Origin of the sequence: Streptomyces sp. NPDC051907 (assembly GCF_040681075.1) — a bacterium.
Taxonomy (GTDB): Bacteria; Actinomycetota; Actinomycetes; order Streptomycetales; family Streptomycetaceae; genus Streptomyces.
In genome coordinates this window covers 59,812-79,406 of record NZ_JBFAYB010000010.1, presented here as the reverse complement: position 1 = coordinate 79,406, position 19,595 = coordinate 59,812, and the positions used below count along the sequence as shown (strand labels likewise).

General features: G+C 71.3%; 19 protein-coding genes. 9 read left to right on the top strand and 10 right to left on the bottom strand.

Annotated elements, in window-relative coordinates:
• Nucleotides 1-37: 37 nt before the first annotated feature.
• Nucleotides 38-541, top strand: a complete 504-nt coding sequence (locus tag AB0M39_RS09470; RefSeq protein ID WP_365362042.1) for an Lrp/AsnC family transcriptional regulator — start codon at nt 38-40, stop codon at nt 539-541.
• Between the two features lie 244 nt (nt 542-785).
• On the opposite strand, the gene AB0M39_RS09465 is transcribed toward AB0M39_RS09470, so the two are convergent.
• Nucleotides 786-1,379, bottom strand: coding sequence for a TetR/AcrR family transcriptional regulator (locus tag AB0M39_RS09465; RefSeq protein ID WP_365361942.1), 594 nt, complete (start codon nt 1,377-1,379; stop codon nt 786-788).
• Nucleotides 1,376-2,893 (bottom strand): 3-hydroxyacyl-CoA dehydrogenase, encoded by a 1,518-nt coding sequence (locus tag AB0M39_RS09460; RefSeq protein ID WP_365361939.1) that lies wholly within the window; start codon nt 2,891-2,893, stop codon nt 1,376-1,378. Before AB0M39_RS09460 ends, AB0M39_RS09465 begins: the two co-directional genes overlap by 4 nt.
• 123 nt (nt 2,894-3,016) lie before the next feature.
• On the opposite strand from AB0M39_RS09460, the gene paaN reads away from it, so the two are divergent.
• Nucleotides 3,017-4,693 (top strand): phenylacetic acid degradation protein PaaN, encoded by a 1,677-nt coding sequence (gene paaN / locus AB0M39_RS09455; protein WP_365361936.1) that lies wholly within the window; start codon nt 3,017-3,019, stop codon nt 4,691-4,693.
• A 220-nt stretch (nt 4,694-4,913) separates the two neighbouring features.
• Here paaN and AB0M39_RS09450 read toward each other — a convergent pair whose 3' ends face one another.
• The 3 genes from AB0M39_RS09450 to AB0M39_RS09440 are packed head-to-tail and all read right to left on the bottom strand — an operon-like array spanning nt 4,914 to nt 7,671.
• Nucleotides 4,914-5,567, bottom strand: coding sequence for a TrmH family RNA methyltransferase (locus AB0M39_RS09450; RefSeq protein ID WP_365361934.1), 654 nt, complete (start codon nt 5,565-5,567; stop codon nt 4,914-4,916).
• Nucleotides 5,564-6,760, bottom strand: coding sequence for an HTTM domain-containing protein (locus tag AB0M39_RS09445; protein WP_365361932.1), 1,197 nt, complete (start codon nt 6,758-6,760; stop codon nt 5,564-5,566). Before AB0M39_RS09445 ends, AB0M39_RS09450 begins: the two co-directional genes overlap by 4 nt.
• Complete coding sequence (locus tag AB0M39_RS09440) at nt 6,757-7,671, bottom strand: DUF5819 family protein (RefSeq protein ID WP_365361930.1); 915 nt, start codon at nt 7,669-7,671, stop codon at nt 6,757-6,759. Before AB0M39_RS09440 ends, AB0M39_RS09445 begins: the two co-directional genes overlap by 4 nt.
• Nucleotides 7,672-7,784: 113 nt before the next feature.
• Here AB0M39_RS09440 and paaA point away from each other — a divergent pair, with 113 nt between their 5' ends.
• The 6 genes from paaA (at nt 7,785) to AB0M39_RS09410 (ending at nt 12,693) form a co-directional block, all read left to right on the top strand.
• The gene (gene paaA, locus AB0M39_RS09435) at nt 7,785-8,777 is read left to right on the top strand and encodes a 1,2-phenylacetyl-CoA epoxidase subunit PaaA (RefSeq protein WP_365361928.1); all 993 of its coding nucleotides are present in this window, start codon (nt 7,785-7,787) and stop codon (nt 8,775-8,777) included.
• Nucleotides 8,774-9,064 carry a 1,2-phenylacetyl-CoA epoxidase subunit PaaB gene (gene paaB, locus AB0M39_RS09430; RefSeq protein ID WP_365361926.1) on the top strand — a complete coding sequence of 97 codons (291 nt, stop codon included), beginning with the start codon at nt 8,774-8,776 and terminating at the stop codon, nt 9,062-9,064. The genes paaA and paaB overlap by 4 nt, the downstream gene beginning before the upstream one ends.
• Nucleotides 9,061-9,777 (top strand): 1,2-phenylacetyl-CoA epoxidase subunit PaaC, encoded by a 717-nt coding sequence (paaC, locus tag AB0M39_RS09425; RefSeq protein ID WP_365361924.1) that lies wholly within the window; start codon nt 9,061-9,063, stop codon nt 9,775-9,777. The genes paaB and paaC overlap by 4 nt, the downstream gene beginning before the upstream one ends.
• A gap of 50 nt (nt 9,778-9,827) precedes the next feature.
• A complete protein-coding gene (paaD, locus tag AB0M39_RS09420; RefSeq protein ID WP_365362040.1) occupies nt 9,828-10,322 on the top strand; it encodes a 1,2-phenylacetyl-CoA epoxidase subunit PaaD in 495 nt (164 codons plus the stop codon).
• Nucleotides 10,323-11,378 (top strand): 2Fe-2S iron-sulfur cluster-binding protein, encoded by a 1,056-nt coding sequence (locus AB0M39_RS09415; RefSeq protein WP_365361922.1) that lies wholly within the window; start codon nt 10,323-10,325, stop codon nt 11,376-11,378. It begins immediately after the preceding gene.
• Nucleotides 11,379-11,523: 145 nt separating this feature from the next.
• Entirely contained in the window at nt 11,524-12,693 is a 1,170-nt protein-coding gene (locus AB0M39_RS09410; protein WP_365361920.1) for an acyl-CoA dehydrogenase family protein, read from the top strand.
• A 60-nt stretch (nt 12,694-12,753) separates the two neighbouring features.
• Here AB0M39_RS09410 and AB0M39_RS09405 read toward each other — a convergent pair whose 3' ends face one another.
• The 5 genes from AB0M39_RS09405 to AB0M39_RS09385 form a co-directional block, all read right to left on the bottom strand.
• Nucleotides 12,754-13,098, bottom strand: a complete 345-nt coding sequence (locus AB0M39_RS09405; RefSeq protein ID WP_365361918.1) for a rhodanese-like domain-containing protein — start codon at nt 13,096-13,098, stop codon at nt 12,754-12,756.
• A 64-nt stretch (nt 13,099-13,162) separates the two neighbouring features.
• Nucleotides 13,163-13,996, bottom strand: coding sequence for a J domain-containing protein (locus AB0M39_RS09400; RefSeq protein ID WP_365361916.1), 834 nt, complete (start codon nt 13,994-13,996; stop codon nt 13,163-13,165).
• Nucleotides 13,997-14,029: 33 nt separating this feature from the next.
• Nucleotides 14,030-15,481: a DUF2252 domain-containing protein gene (locus AB0M39_RS09395; RefSeq protein WP_365361914.1), complete on the bottom strand. Its 1,452-nt coding sequence runs from the start codon at nt 15,479-15,481 to the stop codon at nt 14,030-14,032.
• 441 nt (nt 15,482-15,922) lie between these two features.
• Entirely contained in the window at nt 15,923-16,558 is a 636-nt protein-coding gene (locus AB0M39_RS09390) for a response regulator transcription factor (protein ID WP_365362038.1), read from the bottom strand.
• A gap of 124 nt (nt 16,559-16,682) precedes the next feature.
• Nucleotides 16,683-18,371, bottom strand: coding sequence for a histidine kinase (locus AB0M39_RS09385; RefSeq protein ID WP_365362036.1), 1,689 nt, complete (start codon nt 18,369-18,371; stop codon nt 16,683-16,685).
• 514 nt (nt 18,372-18,885) lie between these two features.
• Here AB0M39_RS09385 and AB0M39_RS09380 point away from each other — a divergent pair.
• On the top strand, nt 18,886-19,551 hold the full coding sequence (locus tag AB0M39_RS09380; RefSeq protein ID WP_365361912.1) for a DUF4389 domain-containing protein: 666 nt from the start codon (nt 18,886-18,888) through the stop codon (nt 19,549-19,551).
• Nucleotides 19,552-19,595: the final 44 nt, after the last annotated feature.

Genomic DNA, 19,595 nt, shown 5'->3' with positions numbered 1-19,595 from the left:
CATGCTAGGGAGGCGGGGGGACATGGCAGCTGAACAAATGGCTGAAGGCGGGGACCGCGCGGAGCAAGGGCCTCCAGCGCGTCCGCTCGACGCGATCGACCGGGACATCCTGCGGATCTTGCAGTCGGACGGCCGTGCGTCGATCCGCTCCGTGGCCGAACGGGTGCACGTGTCGCGCGCGAACGCCTACTCCCGTATCAACCGTCTCATCGACGACGGGGTGATCCGGGGCTTCAGCGCACGCGTGAACCACGAGCGGGCGGGCCAGGGCGCCTCCGCCTACATCACGCTCAAGATCGTTCAGAACTCTTGGCGCACGGTGCGCGAGCAGCTCCAGGCGCTGCCGGGGGCGGTCCACATCGCTCTGGTCAGCGGAGACTTCGACGTGCTGCTTCTGGTGCACACATCGGACAACCGCACGCTGCGCGAGCTGGTCCTGACCAGGCTGCAGTCCATCCCGGAGGTGCTGTCGACGCGCACGCTGCTGGTCTTCGAGGAGACGGACCTCGACCCCGGCCCGGGGACGGAGCCCCTGCTCTGAGCCCTCGCTCTAGGGGGCGAGCGCTATAGAGCCCTCAGGAGCCGTGGCCAGCCCCCGAGGGGCGAGGGAGGCATGCGGCGCGGCCGGGCCACGGCTGGGCGGTACGGCCAAGGGATACGGGGCTGCGCGGCGGTACGGCTGCGGGCGAGTCTGCGCGGGCGCCGACGGTCCCGTACGAGCCCCAGGAGCACCCGTACGCCGTCCCTGAGGGCGGGGCCGAGCCGCCATAGGCGCCGGTCGCGCCCTAGGAGGCCGTGCGCAGCCCGTCGAAGGCGAGCCGCACCACCGCCTCGGCGACCTGGTCGCCGTCGTATCCGCCGCCCGCGTGCGGCCGGTACCACTCCACCAGGGAGTTCACCATGCCGAACAGCAGCCTGGTCGCCAGCCGGATGTCCATGTCCGCCCGCAGATCGCCGTCGGCGGCGGCCGCCTTCAGCAGATCGGAGACCCGCTGGTCGAACTCACGGCGCCGCTCCAGGGCCCACCGCTCGGTGTTGGTGTTGCCCCGCACCCGCAGCAGCAGCGTCACATAGGGCAGCTCGTCCATCAGCACCTCGACGGTGCGCCGCGTGACGTACTCGACCCGCTCGATGGCGCGGCCTCGCACGGCTCCCGGCTCGTCCAGGATCGCGAACAGCGCGTCGAGCGCCCGGCTCACAGCCCGGCGCAGCAGCTCCTCCTTGCCCGCCACATGGTGGTAGATCGAGGACTTGGAGATACCGGCGGCCTTGGAGAGGTGCTCCATGGACGTGCCGTCGTAGCCGCGCTCGTTGAAGATCCGCACGGCGACGGTCAGCAGCGTCTCGGGCGTGTACGTGTCGCGTCTGGCCGTGGTCATGCGCCCGCCTCGTCCTTCTCCATCTGGACGTACGACTGGCGGTAGAGCCCCAGCGAAGGGGCGTAGCGCCCGGTGGGCACGCGCGCGTCGAGCTCGTCCAGCAGTTCATGCGCCCAGGCGCGCCCCAGCTTGCGGCCCCATTCGACCGGCCCCAGCGGGTAGTTGACGCCGAGCCGCATCGCCGTGTCGATGTCCTCGGGCGTGGCGACCCCCTTGGCGACGGCGTCCGCGGCGAGGTCCACGAGCATCGCGACCGTACGCGCGACGATCATCCCGGGGACGTCCCCGACGACGCTCACCTTCTTGCCGAGGGCCTGGAACAGGCCTATCGACTGCCTGAGCGTCTCCCAGCCGGTGACCTCGGAGGCGGAGAGCGCGATCCGCGTCGCCGCTCGGTAGTCCAGCGCCAGGTCGAAGTAGACGACGTCGCGGAACTCCGCCGAGGTCTGCCCGTCGGCGAGCACGAGCTGCCCGCCGCTGGGCAGCAGAATCCTGGTGCCCTTGTCCTCGTCGGTCTCGTGGACGGCGATGCCCGCCTCGCGGATCATCCCGAGCAGCTCATGGGCGGGCCCGAGGTCTCCCTCCACGGTGACCTTGGCCGGCGGCTGGGTGGGCGGCGCGGTGTGCGGCTCGGGGCGCTCGGCGCCGTCCTCGTACGCGTACCAGCCATGGCCGCTCTTGCGTCCGTGCCGCCCGGACTCGACCAGTCGCCGCTGGGCGAGCGAAGGAATGAACTTGGGGCTCTGGAAGAAGGACTCCCAGACCGACCGGGTCACCGCCTCGTTGACGTCCTGGCCGATCAGGTCGGTGAGCTCGAACGGCCCCATCTTGAAGCCGCCGCACTCGCGCAGCACGGCGTCGATGGTGGCCGGGTCCGCGCCGCGCTCCTCGTATATCGCGAACGCCTCCGCGTAGAAGGGCCGGGCGATGCGGTTGACGATGAACCCAGGGGTGTCGGTGCAGCGCACCGGCGTCTTGCCCCACGCTTTCGCGGTGTCGTACGCGCGCGTGGCGGCCGCGCTCTCCGTGGCGAAGCCGCTGACGACCTCCACCAGCGGAAGGAGCGGCGCGGGGTTGAAGAAGTGCAGGCCGACGAAGCGGCCGGGCGTGCTGAGCGCAGCCGCGATGGCCGTCACCGAGAGCGAGGAGGTGTTGGTGGCCAGGAGGCAGTCGTCCGAGACGACGCCCTCGAGCGCGGTGAACAGCTCCTGCTTGACGGAGAGGTCTTCGAGGACCGCCTCGACGACCAGGGCCGCGTCGGCCAGCTCCGCGAGGTCGGCGGCCGGATGCAGGCGAGCGCGGGCGGCGTCGCGCTCGGCCGCGTCGATCCGGCCTTTCTCGACCAGCCGGTCGAGGCGCGCGCCGATGGCTTCCGCGGCCTCGGCGGCGCGCCCGGGAACGGCGTCGTAAAGGCGCACGAGGTGGCCCGCGACAAGGGCGACCTGGGCGATGCCCTGCCCCATGGTGCCGGTCCCGACTACGGCGACGGTGCGACTGAGAGCGATGGCGGTCATGGGTGCGATCCTCCCCGATGAGTTTTCCACAGGATTGACAGGCCCCCTTGTACCGACCGATCGTTCGGTTACTCTAACTCTGTCATTCCTCCCCTGCCCAGCTCGACGAGGAGTTGGTCCTTTATGCAGCTGACCGAGACCCACCGGCCGACGCTCGACCAGGCCCTCGACGCGATCCGCACTCGCGCGTACTGGTCTCCGCACCCCGAGCACCCCAAGGCCTACGGCGAGAGCGCGCCAGCCGACGGCCTCGCCGCGTTCGAGGCCCTGCGCGGCGCCCGCTTCGAGCTGGACCAGCCGGGCACAGACGGCTGGACAGGCGGTGAAGTCTCTCCGTACGGCCAGGAGTTGGGCATCGAGTATCCACACCCCGATGTGGACGTCCTGCTCCCCGCGATGCGCGCCGGCATGAGCGCCTGGCGCGAGGCCGGCCCGGAGACGCGCGCCCTGGTTTGTCTGGAGATCCTCGCCCGCATCAGCGCACGGACCCATGAGTTCGCGCACGCGGTCATGCACACCAGCGGACAGGCCTTCATGATGGCCTTCCAGGCGGGCGGCCCCCACGCCCAGGACCGCGGCCTGGAGGCCGTGGCGTACGCGTATGCGGAGCAGACCCGCACCCCCGCGGCCGCCGACTGGTCCAAGCCCCAGGGCAAGCGCGACCCCCTGGAGCTGCGGAAGACCTTCACCACCGCCGGACGCGGCATCTCGCTGCTGATCGGCTGCAACACCTTCCCGACGTGGAACGGCTACCCCGGGCTCTTCGCCTCCCTGGCCACCGGCAACCCGGTCCTGGTCAAGCCGCACCCCCGCGCGGTGCTCCCGCTGGCGCTCACCGTGCGCGTGGCCCGCGAGGTCCTCGCCGAGGCCGGCTTCGACCCGAACCTGGTCTGCCTGGCCGTCGAGCGCCCGGGCGAGGGCATCGCCAAGACCCTGGCGGTCCGCCCCGAGATCAAGATCATCGACTACACCGGCTCCACGGCCTTCGGCGACTGGCTCGAGGACAACGCGCGCCAGGCCCAGGTCTACACGGAGAAGGCGGGCGTCAACACCGTCGTCGTGGACTCCACGGACGACTACAAGGGCATGCTCTCCAACCTGGCGTTCTCGCTGTCGCTGTACAGCGGCCAGATGTGCACCACCCCGCAGAACCTGCTCATCCCCAGGGACGGCATCACGACGGACGCCGGCGCGAAGACGTACGACGAGGTGGTCGCCGACCTCGCCGCGTCGGTGAGCGGCCTGCTCGGCGACGACGCCCGAGCGAACGCCCTCCTGGGCGCGCTGGTCAACCCCGACGTGAAGGCCCGCCTGGAGGCGGCCGCCGGTCTGGGCGAGGTGGCGCTGGCCTCGCGCGAGGTCGCCAACCCGGACTTCCCGGGCGCGGTCGTGCGCACGCCGGTGATCGTCAAGCTGGACGGCGCGCGGAAGCTCTGGGAGGGCGCGGACGCCGACGCGGCGTTCCTCTCCGAGTGCTTCGGCCCGGTGGCCTTCGCGGTCGCCGTGGACTCCACGACGGAGGGCCTGGAACTGCTGCGGCGCACGGTCCGCGACAAGGGCGCGATGACGGTCGGCGCGTACACCACCTCCGCCGACACGGAGAAGGCCGTCGAGGAGGTCTGCCTGGACGAGTCGGCTCAGCTCTCGCTGAACCTGACCGGCGGGGTGTACGTCAACCAGACCGCGGCGTTCTCCGACTTCCACGGCTCGGGCGGCAACCCGGCGGCGAACGCCGCCCTGTGCGACGGAGCGTTCGTCTCGAACCGCTTCCGGGTGGTGGAGGTCCGCCGCCAGGCCTGACGCCCCAGGGCGCGACAGCAGCACGCGGCAGACGGAAGGCCGTGCCCCGCCGGAGGCAGCGGCGCGGCCTTCCTGACGCAGCGCCGCTGTCGTAGGTCCACCGGTTGTCGCAGGGCCGCCGTTGTCGCAGGTCAGTCGCCGACGTGGGCCGGTCGCTGACATGGGCCGGTCGCTGTCGTAGGCCGGTCGCCGTGACAGGCCCCAGACGCATACCGAAGGCCTAGGGCGCGGGGATGTCCGCGTGCCGCTGCACCCACGCGTGCATGGCGATCGCCGCCGCCGCGCCCGCGTTGATCGACCGCGTGGAGCCGAACTGCGCGATCGAGCACACCATCGCCGCGTGCTTGCGCGCCTCCTCAGTGAGCCCAGGGCCTTCCTGCCCGAAGAGCAGCACACACCGGCGCGGCAGCTCGGTCCGCTCCAGCGGCACCGCCCCCGGCAGATTGTCGATGCCGATGATCGGCAGATCCTCCGCGGCCGCCCACTCGGTCAGCGAAGCGGTGTCCGGGTGGTGCCGCACATGCTGGTACCGGTCGGTGACCATGGCTCCGCGCCGGTTCCAGCGCCGCCGGCCCACGATGTGGATCTCCTGCGCGAGGAAGGCGTTCGCGGTGCGCACCACCGACCCGATGTTGAAGTCGTGGCCCCAGTTCTCCACGGCCACATGGAAGCCGTGCCGCCGGGTGTCCAGGTCGGCGACGATCGCCTCGCGCGACCAGTAGCGGTACTGGTCGACGACATTGCGCCGGTCGCCCCCGGACAGCAGCTCGGGGTCGTACCGCTCGTCCTGCGGCCACGGCTGCGGGTGCGGCCCGACGCCGATCTCGGAGCCGTAGCCCTCGTCGTACTGAGTGGATTCCTCGGTGGTGCTCACCCAACGAGCGTACGGGGCTCGTCCTGGCGCCCCGGCAGCTGCGGCGGGACCGCCCGGCGCCGGGAGAGCAGCCGGGCACGCCCCCGGGCCGCCCGCGCGCCGAGCCAGAGCAGGAAGGCGGTCGGCAGGAAGACCGCGTCGGCGGCGATCATCGCGAGCGAGAAGAAGGGCAGGCCGAGCAGCACGGCGATGGCCGCGTGCTCCAGCATCATCGCCACGAGCAGGACGTTCTTGACCCGCCGGTTGAAGAGCGTGAAGGGGAAGGCGACCTGCACGACGACCGTGCCGTACGTCAGCACCATCACCATCACTCCGCCCGAGGCGAGCAGGTCGGACACGGCGGGCCAGGGCGTGAAGTAGTCGAGCTTGAGGGGGTAGTACAGCGCGGTGCCGTCCTGCCAGCGCGAGCCCTGGATCTTGTACCAGCCGGCGGTCGCGTAGATCACACAGACCTCGGCCATGATCACGACGAGGGCGCCGTTGTGGGCGAGGTTGGCGACGACGTCGAGGAGGAGCCGCGGCTCGCTGTCCGGCGCGTAGCGGTTCACCGCCCACCACACGCCGTGGAGGACCCACAGCGCCCAGAGCAGGGCGAAGAGCCACGACTCGCCGCCCAGCCCGCCCACGACGGTGCCGATGAGGAGCAGCAGGCCGAGGACGGTCCACAGGACCGGGCCCTGCCGTCCCGCCCCGACCGGTCCGCCCGGCCCGCCCGAGCGCGCGATCCGGCGGGCGTCGAGGGACCACACCTGCGCACAGCGGGTGAACACCAGATAGATCGCCATCAGATGGATGACGTTGTCGCCGCCGTCGCCCACGAAGATCGAGCGGTTCTGCAGCGACAGCACGCAGACCATGAAGAGCGCGGACATGGCGCGGGTGTGCCAGCCGAGCATCAGCAGCACGCTGGACAGCACGGACACGCCGTAGACGAACTCGAACCAGAGCGAGCCGTCGGACCACAGGAGCACGGTGAAGGCGTCGTTGTCGGCGATCAGCTGGCGTGCCATGTCCCAGCCCCACGGCCCCTCGGGGCCGTACAGCTCATGGCGGTGGGGCAGCTCGCGGAGCAGGAAGAGCAGCCAGGTGCCGGCGAAGCCGATCCGGATGATCGCGCTCTGGTACGGGCCGAGGGCCGTCGCGGTGATGCGCTGCACGGCGTGGGCGACCCTGCGGTCGAGGGTGTCCTTCACTCGCCTGCCTCCGTGCGGCCGTTGCGAACGTCCAGCGGCAGATCCGCTGCCGTCACCGTCCACCAGGGCAGAACTCGCAGGGCAGGGCGGGTGTCGATCTTCTCGTCGCTCCACTCCGGGGCCTTGACCGAGCGCGTCGAGGAGCGGAGCTGGATGCGCTCGACGGGGCCGCCCAGATCGCGCCCTTCCAGGCGCAGCATCACGATGCGGCGGATGTACGACTCGGAGAGCTGGCCGCGCAGTCCGGTGGGGCGGTTCTCGCTGTCGTGGGAGCCGAGGTAGAAGTCCCAGGCTCTGCGGAGCTCGTTCTGCTGGACGTGGCTGGGGAGGAGGCTGCCGCGTATGGCCTTGCCGTCCTCGGCGGAGAGATCGATCCAGTCGGTGCTCTGGCGGCTGTTGTCCGAGTCGGTGATCTCGGCCCTGACCTGCACGGAGACGTTCTGCTGGAGCGGATTGGGGGCGAAGAGCTTCCAGTTCTGCTCGAACTCGGGGTAGACCCAGTCGTCGACCGCCTTGCCGTGCTGCTTGGTCACGGTGTTGGAGGGGGCGACGTGCAGGAAGACCATGACCAGGTGGATTCCGGCGACGACGCCGATGACCGCGAGGGCGATGGCGGCGACCACCTGGTAGGGGAGGGAGAGCGCGGCTATGCCCTGGGAGGCGGGTGGCTCGGGGGCCGAGCCGACGGCGGGGGCGGCAGCCGGCAAGGAGGGATTCCGGGGGGAGCTCTGGGGCTGGAGCGAGGGCGGGACCAGAGCCGACGGCGGATCCTCAGGCTGGGGCCGCGACGCGTCCGCAGACCGCTCAGGTAGGGATTCGTGCTGGTCACGGGGCTGCGGGACGTCTGCGGACGGCGGCTGGGAGCTCGAGCCCCCGACGCCTTCGACGTCCTCGTCCTCGTAGGAGTCCATCCCGCCCCGATCCCCATCGGTCCACGTCAGTTATCCACAGGGTTGACACCCTACGGGCCCTCGACCCACCATTGAAGTCAATGAACCGAACGATCGGTCGGTAGGGAGCCGGGATGACGGCAGTGACTACGGATACGTACGAGGCGGACTTCGACGCCGCTGTGGCGGCCGACGAGCGCATCGAGCCACGCGACTGGATGCCCGACGCGTACAGGGCCTCGCTGGTGCGCCAGATGGCGCAGCACGCCCACTCCGAGATCATCGGCATGCAGCCCGAGGCGAACTGGATCACGCGCGCCCCCTCGCTGCGGCGCAAGGCGATCCTCATGGCCAAGGTGCAGGACGAGGCCGGTCACGGCCTGTACCTGTACAGCGCGGCCGAGACCCTGGGCGCAAGCCGCGACGAGCTCCTCGACAAGCTCCACACCGGTCGCCAGAAGTACTCCTCGATCTTCAACTACCCGACGCTGACCTGGGCCGACGTCGGCGCGATCGGCTGGCTCGTGGACGGCGCGGCGATCACCAACCAGGTGCCGCTCTGCCGCTGCTCCTACGGCCCGTACGCCCGCGCGATGGTCCGGGTCTGCAAGGAGGAGTCGTTCCACCAGCGCCAGGGGTATGAGCTGCTGCACGCTCTCTCCCTCGGCACGATCGCTCAGCACGAGATGGCCCAGGACGCGGTGAACCGCTGGTGGTGGCCGTCGCTGATGATGTTCGGCCCTCCCGACGACGAGTCGGCGCACTCGGCGCAGTCGATGGCCTGGAAGATCAAGCGGCATTCGAACGACGAGCTGCGCCAGCGCTTCGTGGACATCTGCGTTCCGCAGGCCGAGGCCCTCGGGCTCACGCTCCCCGACCCGGATCTGCGGTGGAACGAAGAGCGGGGCCACCACGACTTCGGCGCGATCGACTGGTCCGAGTTCCACGAGGTCCTCAAGGGCAACGGTCCGTGCAACGAGCAGCGGATCAGCCAGCGCCGCCGGGCGCACGAGGAAGGCGCCTGGGTCCGGGAGGCCGCCGGAGCCTACGCCGCCAAGCACCGGGCGCAGGACGGCGCTCAGCCCACAGCGCAGCAGGACACGAAGCCCGGGGAGGCGACGGTATGAGCAGCTCGACCGAATGGCCGCTGTGGGAGGTCTTCGTGCGCTCGCGCCGCGGGCTGGCCCACACCCACGCGGGCAGCCTGCACGCCCCGGACGCGCAGATGGCCCTGCGCAACGCCCGCGACCTCTACACCCGACGGAACGAGGGCGTCTCGATCTGGGTCGTGCCGTCGACCGCGATCACCGCGTCGTCGCCCGACGAGAAGGACCCCTTCTTCGAGCCGTCCGCCGACAAGCCCTACCGCCACCCGACCTTCTACGAGATCCCGGAAGGAGTGAAGCACCTGTGACCACGACCGTGAACGTCGCGGCTCTCGCCCTCGGCGACGACGCCCTGGTGCTCTCGCACCGACTGGGGGAGTGGGCGGGCCATGCGCCCGTCCTGGAGGAAGAGGTCGCCCTCGCCAATATCGCGCTCGACCTGCTGGGCCAGGCGCGTCTGCTGCTCTCCCTCGTCGGGGACGAGGACGAGCTGGCGTATCTGCGCGAGGAGCGTGCCTTCCGCAATCTCCAGCTGGTCGAGCAGGAGAACGGCGACTTCGCGCACACGATCGCCCGCCAGCTCTACTTCTCCGTCTACCAGCGGCTGCTGTACAGCGAGCTGGCGGCCGGGGACAGCGAGTTCGCCGGCCTCGCGGCGAAGGCCGTCAAGGAGGTCGCGTACCACCAGGACCACGCCGAGCACTGGACCGACCGCCTCGGCGACGGCACCGCCGAGAGCCATGAGCGGATGCAGCGGGCGTGCGACGCGCTGTGGCGGTTCACCGGCGAGATGTTCCAGCCCGTCGAGGGCCTGGACGTCGACTGGGAGGCGCTGCGGAGGAATTGGCTCGCGACGGTCACCGCTGTCCTGGAGCGCGCCACGCTGACCGTTCCGACCGGGCCGCACTCCGGCGGATGGGCGGCGGGAGCCGGCCGGCAGGGTCTGCACACCGAGTCGTTCGGGCGGATGCTCGCCGAGATGCAGCATCTGCACCGCAGCCACCCGGGGGCGTCATGGTGACCGACGTGACCGACCAGGCCGAGGCGACCGACCCGACGAAGGTCCACGGCCTGCTGGCGGAGACCCGGCTCGAAGAGGAGCTGCGCAAGGTCGCCGGCTCCGTGCCCGACCCTGAGCTGCCGGTCCTGACGCTGGAAGAGCTCGGCGTGGTCCGCGGGGTGCAGCTGCTCGGACCCGGCAGGGTCGAGGTCGAGCTGACGCCCACCTACACGGGCTGCCCGGCGATCGAGGCCATGACCTCGGACATCGAGCAGGCGCTGCACGCACACGGCATACCGGACGTCTCCGTCGTCAAGGTTCTCTCCCCGGCCTGGTCGACGGACGACATCACCGCTGAAGGGCGACGCAAGCTCGCCGAGTTCGGGATAGCCCCGCCCCGCCCGCACCCCGCGGACGGTCCGGTGCCGCTCACGCTCTCCGTGCGCTGCCCGAACTGCGGCTCGACCGACACCGAGCTGCTGAGCAGGTTCTCCTCCACCGCCTGCAAGGCACTGCGCCGCTGTGTGGCCTGCCGCGAACCCTTCGACCACTTCAAGGAGTTGTAGATGTTCCATCCGCTCCGGGTGAGCAGCGTCGAACAGCTCACGGACGACTCGGTGGCCGTCACCTTCCAGGTGCCGCCCGAGCTGCGCGAGGCCTTCCGCCACACCCCCGGCCAGCATCTGGCGCTGCGCCGGCTCGTGGACGGCGAGGAGATCCGCCGTACGTACTCGATCTGCGCCCAGGCTCCCCTCCCCGGCGACGATCCTGTGCTGCGCGTGGGCATCCGGCTGGTCGACGGCGGCGAGTTCTCGACGTTCGCCCTCAAGGAGCTCGCAGTCGGCGACACGGTCGAGGTGATGCCCCCGATGGGCCGCTTCCTCCTCGCGCCTCGCCCCGGGTACTTCGTGGCGATCGTCGGCGGCAGCGGGATCACCCCGGTGCTGTCGATGGCGGCGACCCTGCTCGCACGGGAGCCGCAGGCCCGGTTCTGTCTGATACGCAGCGACCGGACCGCCGCCTCGACGATGTTCCTGGACGAGGTGGCCGACCTCAAGGACCGCTTCCCTGACCGTTTTCAGCTGGTCACGGCGCTCTCCCGGGAGGAGCAGCAGGCGGGTCTGCCGTCCGGACGGCTGGACCAGGAGCGGCTGACGGGACTGCTGCCGGCGTTGCTTCCGGTGGCGGATGTGGACGGCTGGTATCTGTGCGGGCCGCTGGGCCTGGTCCAGGGCGCCGAGCACGCCCTGCGCGGGCTCGGAGTCAGCCGGAGCCGCATCCACCAGGAGATCTTCCATGTCGACGACAGCCCGTCGCCCAGCCCGGCGACGACGGCCGCCCCGGCGCACGCCTCGCTGACCGCGACCCTTGACGGCCGGTCGGGCAAGTGGCCGGTGCAGGAAGGGGAGTCGCTGCTGGAGACGGTGCTCAGGAGCCGCTCGGACGCGCCGTACGCGTGCAAGGGCGGGGTCTGCGGCACGTGCAGGGCGTTCCTGGTCTCGGGCGAGGTGCGGATGGAGCGCAACTTCGCGCTGGAGCCGGAGGAGACCGAAGCGGGCTATGTGCTGGCCTGCCAGTCGCACCCGGCCACACCGGAAGTGGAGCTGGACTTCGACCGCTGACGCCCGCGAAGGCCAAGACCTCCTCGGCGCCACGGCCCGCCGCCGTCCCTTCCCCTCCCCACGCTGTGTTCTTTTTCCAGAACCTGTTCTATCTTGACGGTCCGTCAGATCCGTCGGATGCCGGTGCGTGTGGGAGGACAGGGCTGTGGACTTCACCTTCACCGAGGAGCAGCAGGCGGCTGTCGAGGCCGCGAAGGCGGTCTTCTCGGGCGTCGCGCCCGACGCGGTGCCGAGCCCCGCGCTCACCGCGGGCGCGGTGGCCCAGGAGTTCGACAGGCCGTTGTGGGCCAGGCTGGCGGACAGCGATCTGCTGAGTCTGGTCGTGTCCCCCGAGCACGGCGGGGCCGGTCTCGACCCCATCGCCCTCTGTCTGGTGCTGCGCGAGTCGGCGAAGGTGCTGGCCCGGGTGCCGCTGCTGGAGACGAGCGCGGTCGCCATGGCCGTGGAGCGGTACGGCAGTGCGGAGCTGGGCGACGAGATCCTTCCCCGCGTCGGCCGCGGCGAGCTGGTGCTCACCGTCGGGGCCAACGGCCGCACCGGCCACGACCCGGCCGAGCTGGCCGTCGCCGCCCGCCGGGCCGGATCCGACGGAGACCACGACCGGGGGGACTGGCTGCTCGACGGCGTGCAGACGGGGGTGCCCTGGGCTCACTCCGCTGACCGCATCGCGGTGCCGGCGCACACCGAGGAAGGCCGGGCCGTGTTCGCCTTGGTCCCCCGGGACCGTGAGGGGGTCGCACTCGCCGAGCAGATCTCCACCAGCGGCGAGCGCTTCGCCGAGGTCTCCCTGGACTCCGTACGGCTCGAACGTCACGAGATCGTCGACGCCGACGGCGCCTGGGAGTGGCTGCGGCAGCTCCTGGCCACCGGGACCTGCGCGCTCGCGCTCGGGCTCGGCGAGGGCGTGCTCGCGATGACCAGCGCGTACACCGGCAAACGCGAACAGTTCGGCTACCCGGTGGCGACCTTCCAGGCCGTCGCCGTCCAGGCCGCCGACCGCTATATCGACCTGCGCGCCATGGAGGCCACCCTCTGGCAGGCGTCGTGGCGGCTCTCCCCGCCACGGGGCGGCGCGGGCGTCGGGGGACCGCTGCCCGTGGCGGCGGATGTCGCGGTCGCGAAGATCTGGGCGTCCGAAGGGGTACGACGGGTCGTCCAGACCGCACAGCATCTGCACGGCGGGTTCGGGGCGGACACCGACTACCCGCTGCACCGCTACCACGCCTGGGCCAAGCAGCTGGAGCTCTCGCTCGGCCCGGCGGCGGCCCATGAGGAGGCCCTAGGCGACCTCCTGGCCGCGCACCCCCTCGGCTGAGCGCTCCGGCAGGTCGACGGTTGGAGAGCTCGGGGCGTCAGAGCGCCGAGTACGCCGAGGTCACAGGACGACGGCCGCTGCGCCGCTGTCGGTGACCATCGGGCGTCCGGCGCCCTCCCACGCGAGCATGCCGCCGTCGATGTTCACGGCCTCGATGCCCTGCTGCACCAGGTACTGGGTGACCTGAGCGGAACGGCCGCCGACCCGGCACATCACATAAGCACGGCCGCCCTCGGCCACCGCCTCGGTCACCTCGCCGAAGCGGGCCACGAAGTCGCTCATCGGAACGTGCAGCGCACCCTCGACATGCCCGGCCGCCCACTCGTCCATCTCGCGGACGTCCAGCACGAGAGCGTCGGAGGGTACCGCCGCGGCTTCCACCGAGGGCAGCGGGGCGAAGTTCATGGTCATGCCTTCTCTCGTGGGTATTCAGCAGGCTTCCGGCGCTTTGTGGGCGACCTCAGAAAACCTACTGCACCAGTCCTGACAGCTCTGCCTCACGCTCGGCGACCTGTGCCAGGAGCTGTTCGGCGATCTCTTCCAGCAGCCGGTCCGGGTCGTCGGGCGCCATCTTCAGCATCGCGCCGATGGCGCTCTCCTCGAGCTCCTTGGCGACCGCGGCCAGCAGCTCCTTGCGCCGCGACAGCCACTCGAGCCGGGCGTAGAGCTCCTCGCTCTCGCTGAGCTGGGACACAGGCGGCACAGGCCCGGCGGCCCACTCCTCGCCCAGCTCCCGCAGCATCGTCGCGTCCCCGAGTCCGTACGCCGCGTTCACGCGCGTGATGAACTCCTCGCGGCGCGCCCGCTCCGTCTCGTCCTGCGCGAGGTCCGGGTGGGCCTTGCGGGCCAGCTCGCGGTAGAGCTTGCGCGCCTCTTCGCTGGGCCGCACCCGCTTGGGCGCCCGCACGGGCTGTTCGTTGAGCATCGCGGCGGCCTCGGGGGACAGGCCGTCGGAGTCCATCCAGTCGTTGAACAACTCGTCGACGCCGGGCATGGGCATCACCATGGCCCGCGCCTCCCGCGCCTTGCGCAGGTCCTCGGGGTCGCCGGTCTGGGCGGCCCGGGCCTCGGCGATCTGGGCGTCCAGCTCGTCCAGGCGCGCGTACATCGGGCCGAGCCTCTGGTGGTGCAGCCGGGAGAAGTTCTCCACCTCCACCCGGAACGTCTCCAGCGCGATCTCGAACTCGATCAGCGCCTGCTCGGCCGCGGACACCGCCTTCTCCAGCCGGGCCTCCGGCCGAGCCTGCGGGTCCTGCTCTTCGTCGTTCCGGGTGGTCGGACCACCGGCTGCATCCTGGCTCACGCGTCCAGCGTACGGGCGCGGCCGAGCGGCCCGTCACACACCCATCTCAGCCTCGATCCGGCCGTTCTTGATCGCTGCGAGCAGCTCCGCGTGGTCCGCTTCCGTCCGGTCGGCGTACGCCACGGCGAAGTGGGCCACCGCCTCGTCCAGTTCCTCGCTCTTGCCGCAGTACCCGGCGAGCAGCCGGGGGTCGGCGCTGTGCGCGTGCGCCCTGGCCAGCAGGGCGCCGGTCATCCGTCCGTAGTCGTCGAACTGGTCGGGGGTGAGCGCGGCGGGGTCCACGCTGCCCTTGCGGTTCCTGAACTGCCGCACCTGGAAAGGCCGTCCGTCGACCGTCGTCCAGCCGAGCAGAATGTCGCTTATCACCTGCATCCGCTTCTGGCCGAAGACGACCCGCCGGCCCTCGTGCTCGGCCTGCGGCTCCGGGAACCCGGCGGCCTGGAGGTAGGGCAGCAGCGCGGACGCCCGCGCCTCCTTCACCTGGAGCACCAGCGCTTCGCCGCGGTGGTCCAGCAGCAGCACCACATACGACCGCGTCCCGACGCTGCCGGTACCCACCACGCGGAACGCCACATCGTGGATGGTGTACCGCGCGAGCAGCGGCAGCCGGTCCTCCGAGACCGTGCTCAGATACCCGCCGAGCGATGTGGCGACGGCTGCGGCCTCCGCGTCGGACACCCGCCGCAGCACCGGCGGAGCGTCCACGAAGCGCCGCCCGCCGTCTCCGCACTCCTCCGTGGCCTTGGCGGCGAACCGTGCGCCCGTGTTGTTGCGGGCCTTCGCCGACACCTTCTCCAGCGTGCCCACCAGGTCCCGCGCGTCGGTGTGGGAGACGAGCTTCTCGTCCGCGATGGCGTTCCACGCGTCCATCGAGGGCAGCTTCGACAGCAGCCGCATGGTGCGCCGGTAGGAGCCCACGGCGTCGAAGGCGGCGGCGCGGCAGACGGTCTCGTCCGCGCCCGCGACGCGGCCGGCCAGGACCAGGGAGGCGGCGAGCCGCTTGAGGTCCCACTCCCACGGGCCGACGACGGTCTCGTCGAAGTCGTTGAGGTCGATGACGAGACCGCCGCGGACGTCGCCGTAGATCCCGAAGTTCGCCGCGTGCGCGTCGCCGCAGATCTGTGCGCTGACGCCGGTGACCGGCGTGCCCACCAGGTCGTGCGCCATCAGGCCGGCGGAGCCGCGCAGAAAGGCGAAGGGCGAGGCCGCCATGCGGCCGACGCGTATCGGAGCGAGCTCCGGCACCCGGCCCCGGCTGGACTCCTCGACGGCCTGGACGGCGTCGGGGCGCGCTACGGCGAGCACCAGCGAGTCGTGCGAGGACCGCGGGATCCGGTCCCGCAGCGCCTTCCCCTCCCTCTTGGGGGAGGGCGCGCTGTCTGGATCGCCGTGTGTCGTGCGCGGCGCGAAGCCGGGCACCTCGGGAATGCGCCCACCGCCCCGGGGGCCGTCGGACTGCTGCGGTACCGTCTCGGACTCGCTCATGACGCGATCACTCCCCCGTCGCCGTACACCTTCAACATCAACTGGCACCGACCGTACAGCCGACGCCCGGCAATCGTCTCCCCCTGTGGATAACCTCGGCACGGCGCGCCGACCTCAGCGACCTCGGACGACGCACTCCTGGCCAGAAGCCCCACCAGCAGCCCACGTCAGCACGTCACCGCGCCAGCGGCAGCGCTTGTCATGCTCGCGTCCCCCAGATGCGCCTCTGCCCACCGGCCGAGCCCCATGAGCCCCCACGCCGCCTCCCGGCGCGCCCCATGCCAGGGACAGGCCCGCGCCCCGGGCCACGCTCAGGCCGATGACCGAACGCCCGCGGGGACCGCCCCGCGCACGTTTCACGTGAAACATCGCCTACGACACCTGCGGCCCGTAGACACCGCACAGACACCCGCACAGACACCGCCCGCCGTGCGCCACCCGCTACAGCCCGGCGTCGCGCGCCAGCAGTGCCGCCTGCACCCGGTTATCGCACTCCAGCTTCGCCAGGATCCGGCTCACGTACGCCTTCACCGTGGCCTCGCTCATATGCAGCCGCCGCCCCGCGTCGGCGTTGGACAAGCCCTCGCCGAGCAGAGCCAGGACCTCCCGCTCCCGCCCGCTCAGCGCAGCCACCCGCGCCCGGGCAGCCTCACTGCGCGCTGCGGCACGCCCCGAGGCCAGCTGATCCACCACATGCCGGGTGGCGCCGGGCGAGAGGTACGCGTCACCCGCGGCAGCCGCCCGTACCGCCCCGATCAGCTCGGCGGGCGCGGTGTCCTTGAGCAGGAACCCCGCGCCGCCGTACTCCAGCGCCCGCAGTACGTTCTCCCGCTCGCCGAAGGTCGTCAGGACGATCACCCGGGCCGCCGGCACGGCTCTGCGCAGCTCGCCAAGCGCCGTGAGCCCGTCCATCACCGGCATCTGGATGTCGAGCAGGACCACATCCGCGCTGTGCGCACGCGCCAGGTCGACCGCCTCGCGCCCGTTGGCGGCCTCCGCGACGACCTCGATGGCGGGGTCGGAGGTGAGGATCATGCGGATCCCGGCTCTGATCAGAGGCTCGTCATCCGCGACCAGGACGCGGATCGACGGACCCGCGGATCCTGACTGCTGCCTCGCGCCCGACGACGGACCCGCGGATCCCAACTGCTGCCCCGCGCCCGACGACGGACCCGCCACATCTACCCCCACGCCTGCACGCCTACCGGCTGACCTCGTACGACTGCTTCTCGATCAGCTTGCCGTCCTTGAAGCAGAAGCGGAACACCGGCTCGGTGTCGATGTTCTCCCCCACCTCCGAGGACATCAGCACGAGGCACTCAGACCCTTCCGGCTCCTTCGGCCCCTTCCCATGCAGGCCGGTCGTCACCACGGTGTCCCCGCTGGGCAGCCGATCGCGCACCTCGTCCTCGGGCGCCCCGACCTTGATGTTCTCGTACTGCCCCGGGTCGATCATTCCCTTGCTGAACAGCCCCATCAGGAAGAGCAGCCCGAAGACGCCGACCACCACCAGCGCCAGCAACGCCACGGCCGCCACCCCACACCCCTTGGCGATCCCGCTGGACCTGCTTCTGCCCTTGCCGATCCTCGCCAACTCCCGCTCAGAGAGCGTCCAGTCGAAGTAGGCGCCACCGGCCCCTGCGTAACCGCTCGGCCCGCCAAGACCCGCCGGCCCGGCAGGACCGCCAGGCCCAAAAGCACGCCCACCGCCCGCAGGTCCGCTCCAGACCGCAGCGTCGATCCCCCGCCCCACCATGGGCGCCTGCTGCCGGAAGTCGTCCTCGGCGCCCACCAGAGGCGTCGCCTCCACGACTCCGTACGGCAGCACGCCCGCCACCCGGAACCCGCCGCCGTCCGCGGGCCCCGCGTGCACCATCCCGCCGACGAGCCGTGCGCGTTCGCGCAGCCCGGTCAGCCCCTGCCCGCCGCTGACGACCTCCCCGGGCCCCAGCGGCGCCATCGCTCCGTTGACGACCTCGACGACGAACGAGTCCGGCTCGTACCTCAGCTCCACGGTGATCGGAGCGCCAGGAGCGTGCTTGTAGGCGTTGGTCAGCGCCTCCTGCGCGATGCGGTACGCCGCGTGGTCGGCGGCGGCGGCGAGCGGCCGGATCCCTCCCGTGCTCCGCAGCTCCACCGTGTTCCCCGCGGCCCGGGCCGCCTCGACCAGCGACTCGATCCCTGCCGCGCCGCGCGTGGGGCGCCCCGCCTCGTCCGCCGGCGCGGGCGCTTCGACGCCGTCGCGCAGGATGCCGACGACCTCGCGCAGCTCGTGCATCGCGGTCACGGACGCGTCCCGCAGCACGCCCACCGCCTCCCGCTGACGTGCGGTCAGCTCGGGGTCGACCTCCAGCGCCCCCGTGTGCACGGAGATCAGCGCCAGCTGGTGGCCCAGGCTGTCGTGCATGTCCTGGGCTATTCGCTGCCGCTCGCGCAGCCGCGCCTGCCCGGCCACCATCGCCCGCTCCCGCAGCAGTTGGCCGTTGCGCTCCTGAAGGGTGTGCAGCAGGGTGCGGCGCTGTGTCCAGTAGCGACTGGCCAGCCCGGGCACGACATTCGTCGCCAGGAAGTACAGGGTGGTGAACAGCACCAGGGTCATCGGCGCGGGCGCCGGCCAGCTGTCTACGAACATGCCGGCCACGAAGAGCGCGTACGCGACCGTGAATGCGGCCAGCGCGCGTCCCGCACCCACGATCCTGCGGCCCGCCGACCAGCCCACGAGCATCGTCAGCGGCGCGAAGCCGCCCAGCAGCGGGGTCAGCGCGGCCGTGACCGCCAGCACGGTCATGGGCATGCGCCGGCGCAGCATCGACAGCACGGCCGCCGCCGCGCCCACGGCGAACAGCCGCACGCCCGTGCCGCCCAGCACCTCCTCGGTGCCGGCCGCCATAAGCCCCAGCACCAGTGCGAGGACCGTCTCGCCCGCGATCCGCCGCCGGGACCACAGTTCGGGGGCCGCCAGCCACTTCCACCAGGTCCGGATCTTCCAGATCTTCCCGTGGGCCAGGTTCTTCGTCGCCGCTGTCACGTCCGCACCCTAAGCAGCGGGCCCTGCTCTCCTCGCCCTCCTTCCGTCTCGTCCTGGAGCGACGAAGGTCGACCCCTTGAGCCTGAGCCTCGCGACAGGAGCCGCCGACGGGTGAGACCACCGGCCCGGCCTGCGGATTCGTCCTGCTCATGCGCTCGCTCCCGTGCCGGAACACACTGGAGGTGCGGCACTGACCGCGAGCACACCCTGCACGCGCGTGCGGAGCCGACCGCGCACGCGGGTGCGGCCCAGTCCCCCCGCCCTGCGGCCCGACGGCAGCACCGCACAGGGCACGTCCGCCTGCGAGCGCTACCCGAGCGGGTAGGAGTCGGCCCACCCGCGACCGCGCATTCCCGGCTCGAGGGAGTTGAGAGCCATGAGCACGGCTCCTGCCTCATACGCGCCCGTCAGGGTGGAAGCGGTGCTGGAAGCACCGCTTTCGCGCTGGCTATGGCTGGTGAAGTGGCTGATGCTGATCCCGCACTATGTCGTGCTGTTCTTCCTCTACATCGCCTTCACGCTGGTCAGCATCGTCGCGTTCTTCGCGATCCTGTTCACCGAGCGCTACCCGCGCGGGCTGTTCGACTTCAACGTCGGTGTCCTGCGGTGGACTTGGCGCGTCTCCTACTACGGCTACGCGGGGCTGGGCACGGACCGCTACCCGCCCTTCAGCCTCGGCCCGGAACCCGACTACCCGGCCCGCCTGGACATCGCCTACCCGGAGCGGCTCTCGCGAGGGCTCGTCCTGGTGAAGTGGTGGCTGCTGGCGATCCCGCACTACATCGTGATCGCGTTCCTGGCCGGCGGCGCCAGCGCCGGCTGGTGGGGCGGCGGTCTGATCGCCGTGCTGACGGTCATCGCCGCCGTCGTCCTCGCCTTCACCGAGAAGTACCCCAAGGACATCTTCGACCTGGTCGTCGGGTTCGACCGCTGGGTGATCCGAGTCGCCGCCTACACGAGCCTCATGACGGACGAGTACCCGCCCTTCAGGCTGGACATGGGCGGCTCGGAGCCCGCTCCGGCGAGCGTGAGCGGCCTGTAGGCGGGCCCCAGGGCCACCGGCGAACAACGCCCGTAGGCCCCCCG

Bases quoted from the DNA above. Each gene is read 5' to 3' on its own strand.
- AB0M39_RS09380 (WP_365361912.1), top strand. From the start codon at position 18,886: ATGAGCACGGCTCCTGCCTCATACGCGCCCGTCAGGGTGGAAGCGGTG.
- paaB (WP_365361926.1), top strand. From the start codon at position 8,774: ATGAGCAGCTCGACCGAATGGCCGCTGTGGGAGGTCTTCGTGCGCTCG.
- AB0M39_RS09440 (WP_365361930.1), bottom strand. From the start codon at position 7,671: ATGGACTCCTACGAGGACGAGGACGTCGAAGGCGTCGGGGGCTCGAGC.
- AB0M39_RS09385 (WP_365362036.1), bottom strand. From the start codon at position 18,371: ATGGCGGCCGGCACCGAGGAGGTGCTGGGCGGCACGGGCGTGCGGCTG.
- AB0M39_RS09465 (WP_365361942.1), bottom strand. From the start codon at position 1,379: ATGACCACGGCCAGACGCGACACGTACACGCCCGAGACGCTGCTGACC.
- AB0M39_RS09470 (WP_365362042.1), top strand. From the start codon at position 38: ATGGCTGAAGGCGGGGACCGCGCGGAGCAAGGGCCTCCAGCGCGTCCG.
- AB0M39_RS09405 (WP_365361918.1), bottom strand. From the start codon at position 13,098: ATGAACTTCGCCCCGCTGCCCTCGGTGGAAGCCGCGGCGGTACCCTCC.
- paaN (WP_365361936.1), top strand. From the start codon at position 3,017: ATGCAGCTGACCGAGACCCACCGGCCGACGCTCGACCAGGCCCTCGAC.
- AB0M39_RS09460 (WP_365361939.1), bottom strand. From the start codon at position 2,893: ATGACCGCCATCGCTCTCAGTCGCACCGTCGCCGTAGTCGGGACCGGC.
- AB0M39_RS09415 (WP_365361922.1), top strand. From the start codon at position 10,323: ATGTTCCATCCGCTCCGGGTGAGCAGCGTCGAACAGCTCACGGACGAC.
- paaA (WP_365361928.1), top strand. From the start codon at position 7,785: ATGACGGCAGTGACTACGGATACGTACGAGGCGGACTTCGACGCCGCT.
- AB0M39_RS09395 (WP_365361914.1), bottom strand. From the start codon at position 15,481: ATGAGCGAGTCCGAGACGGTACCGCAGCAGTCCGACGGCCCCCGGGGC.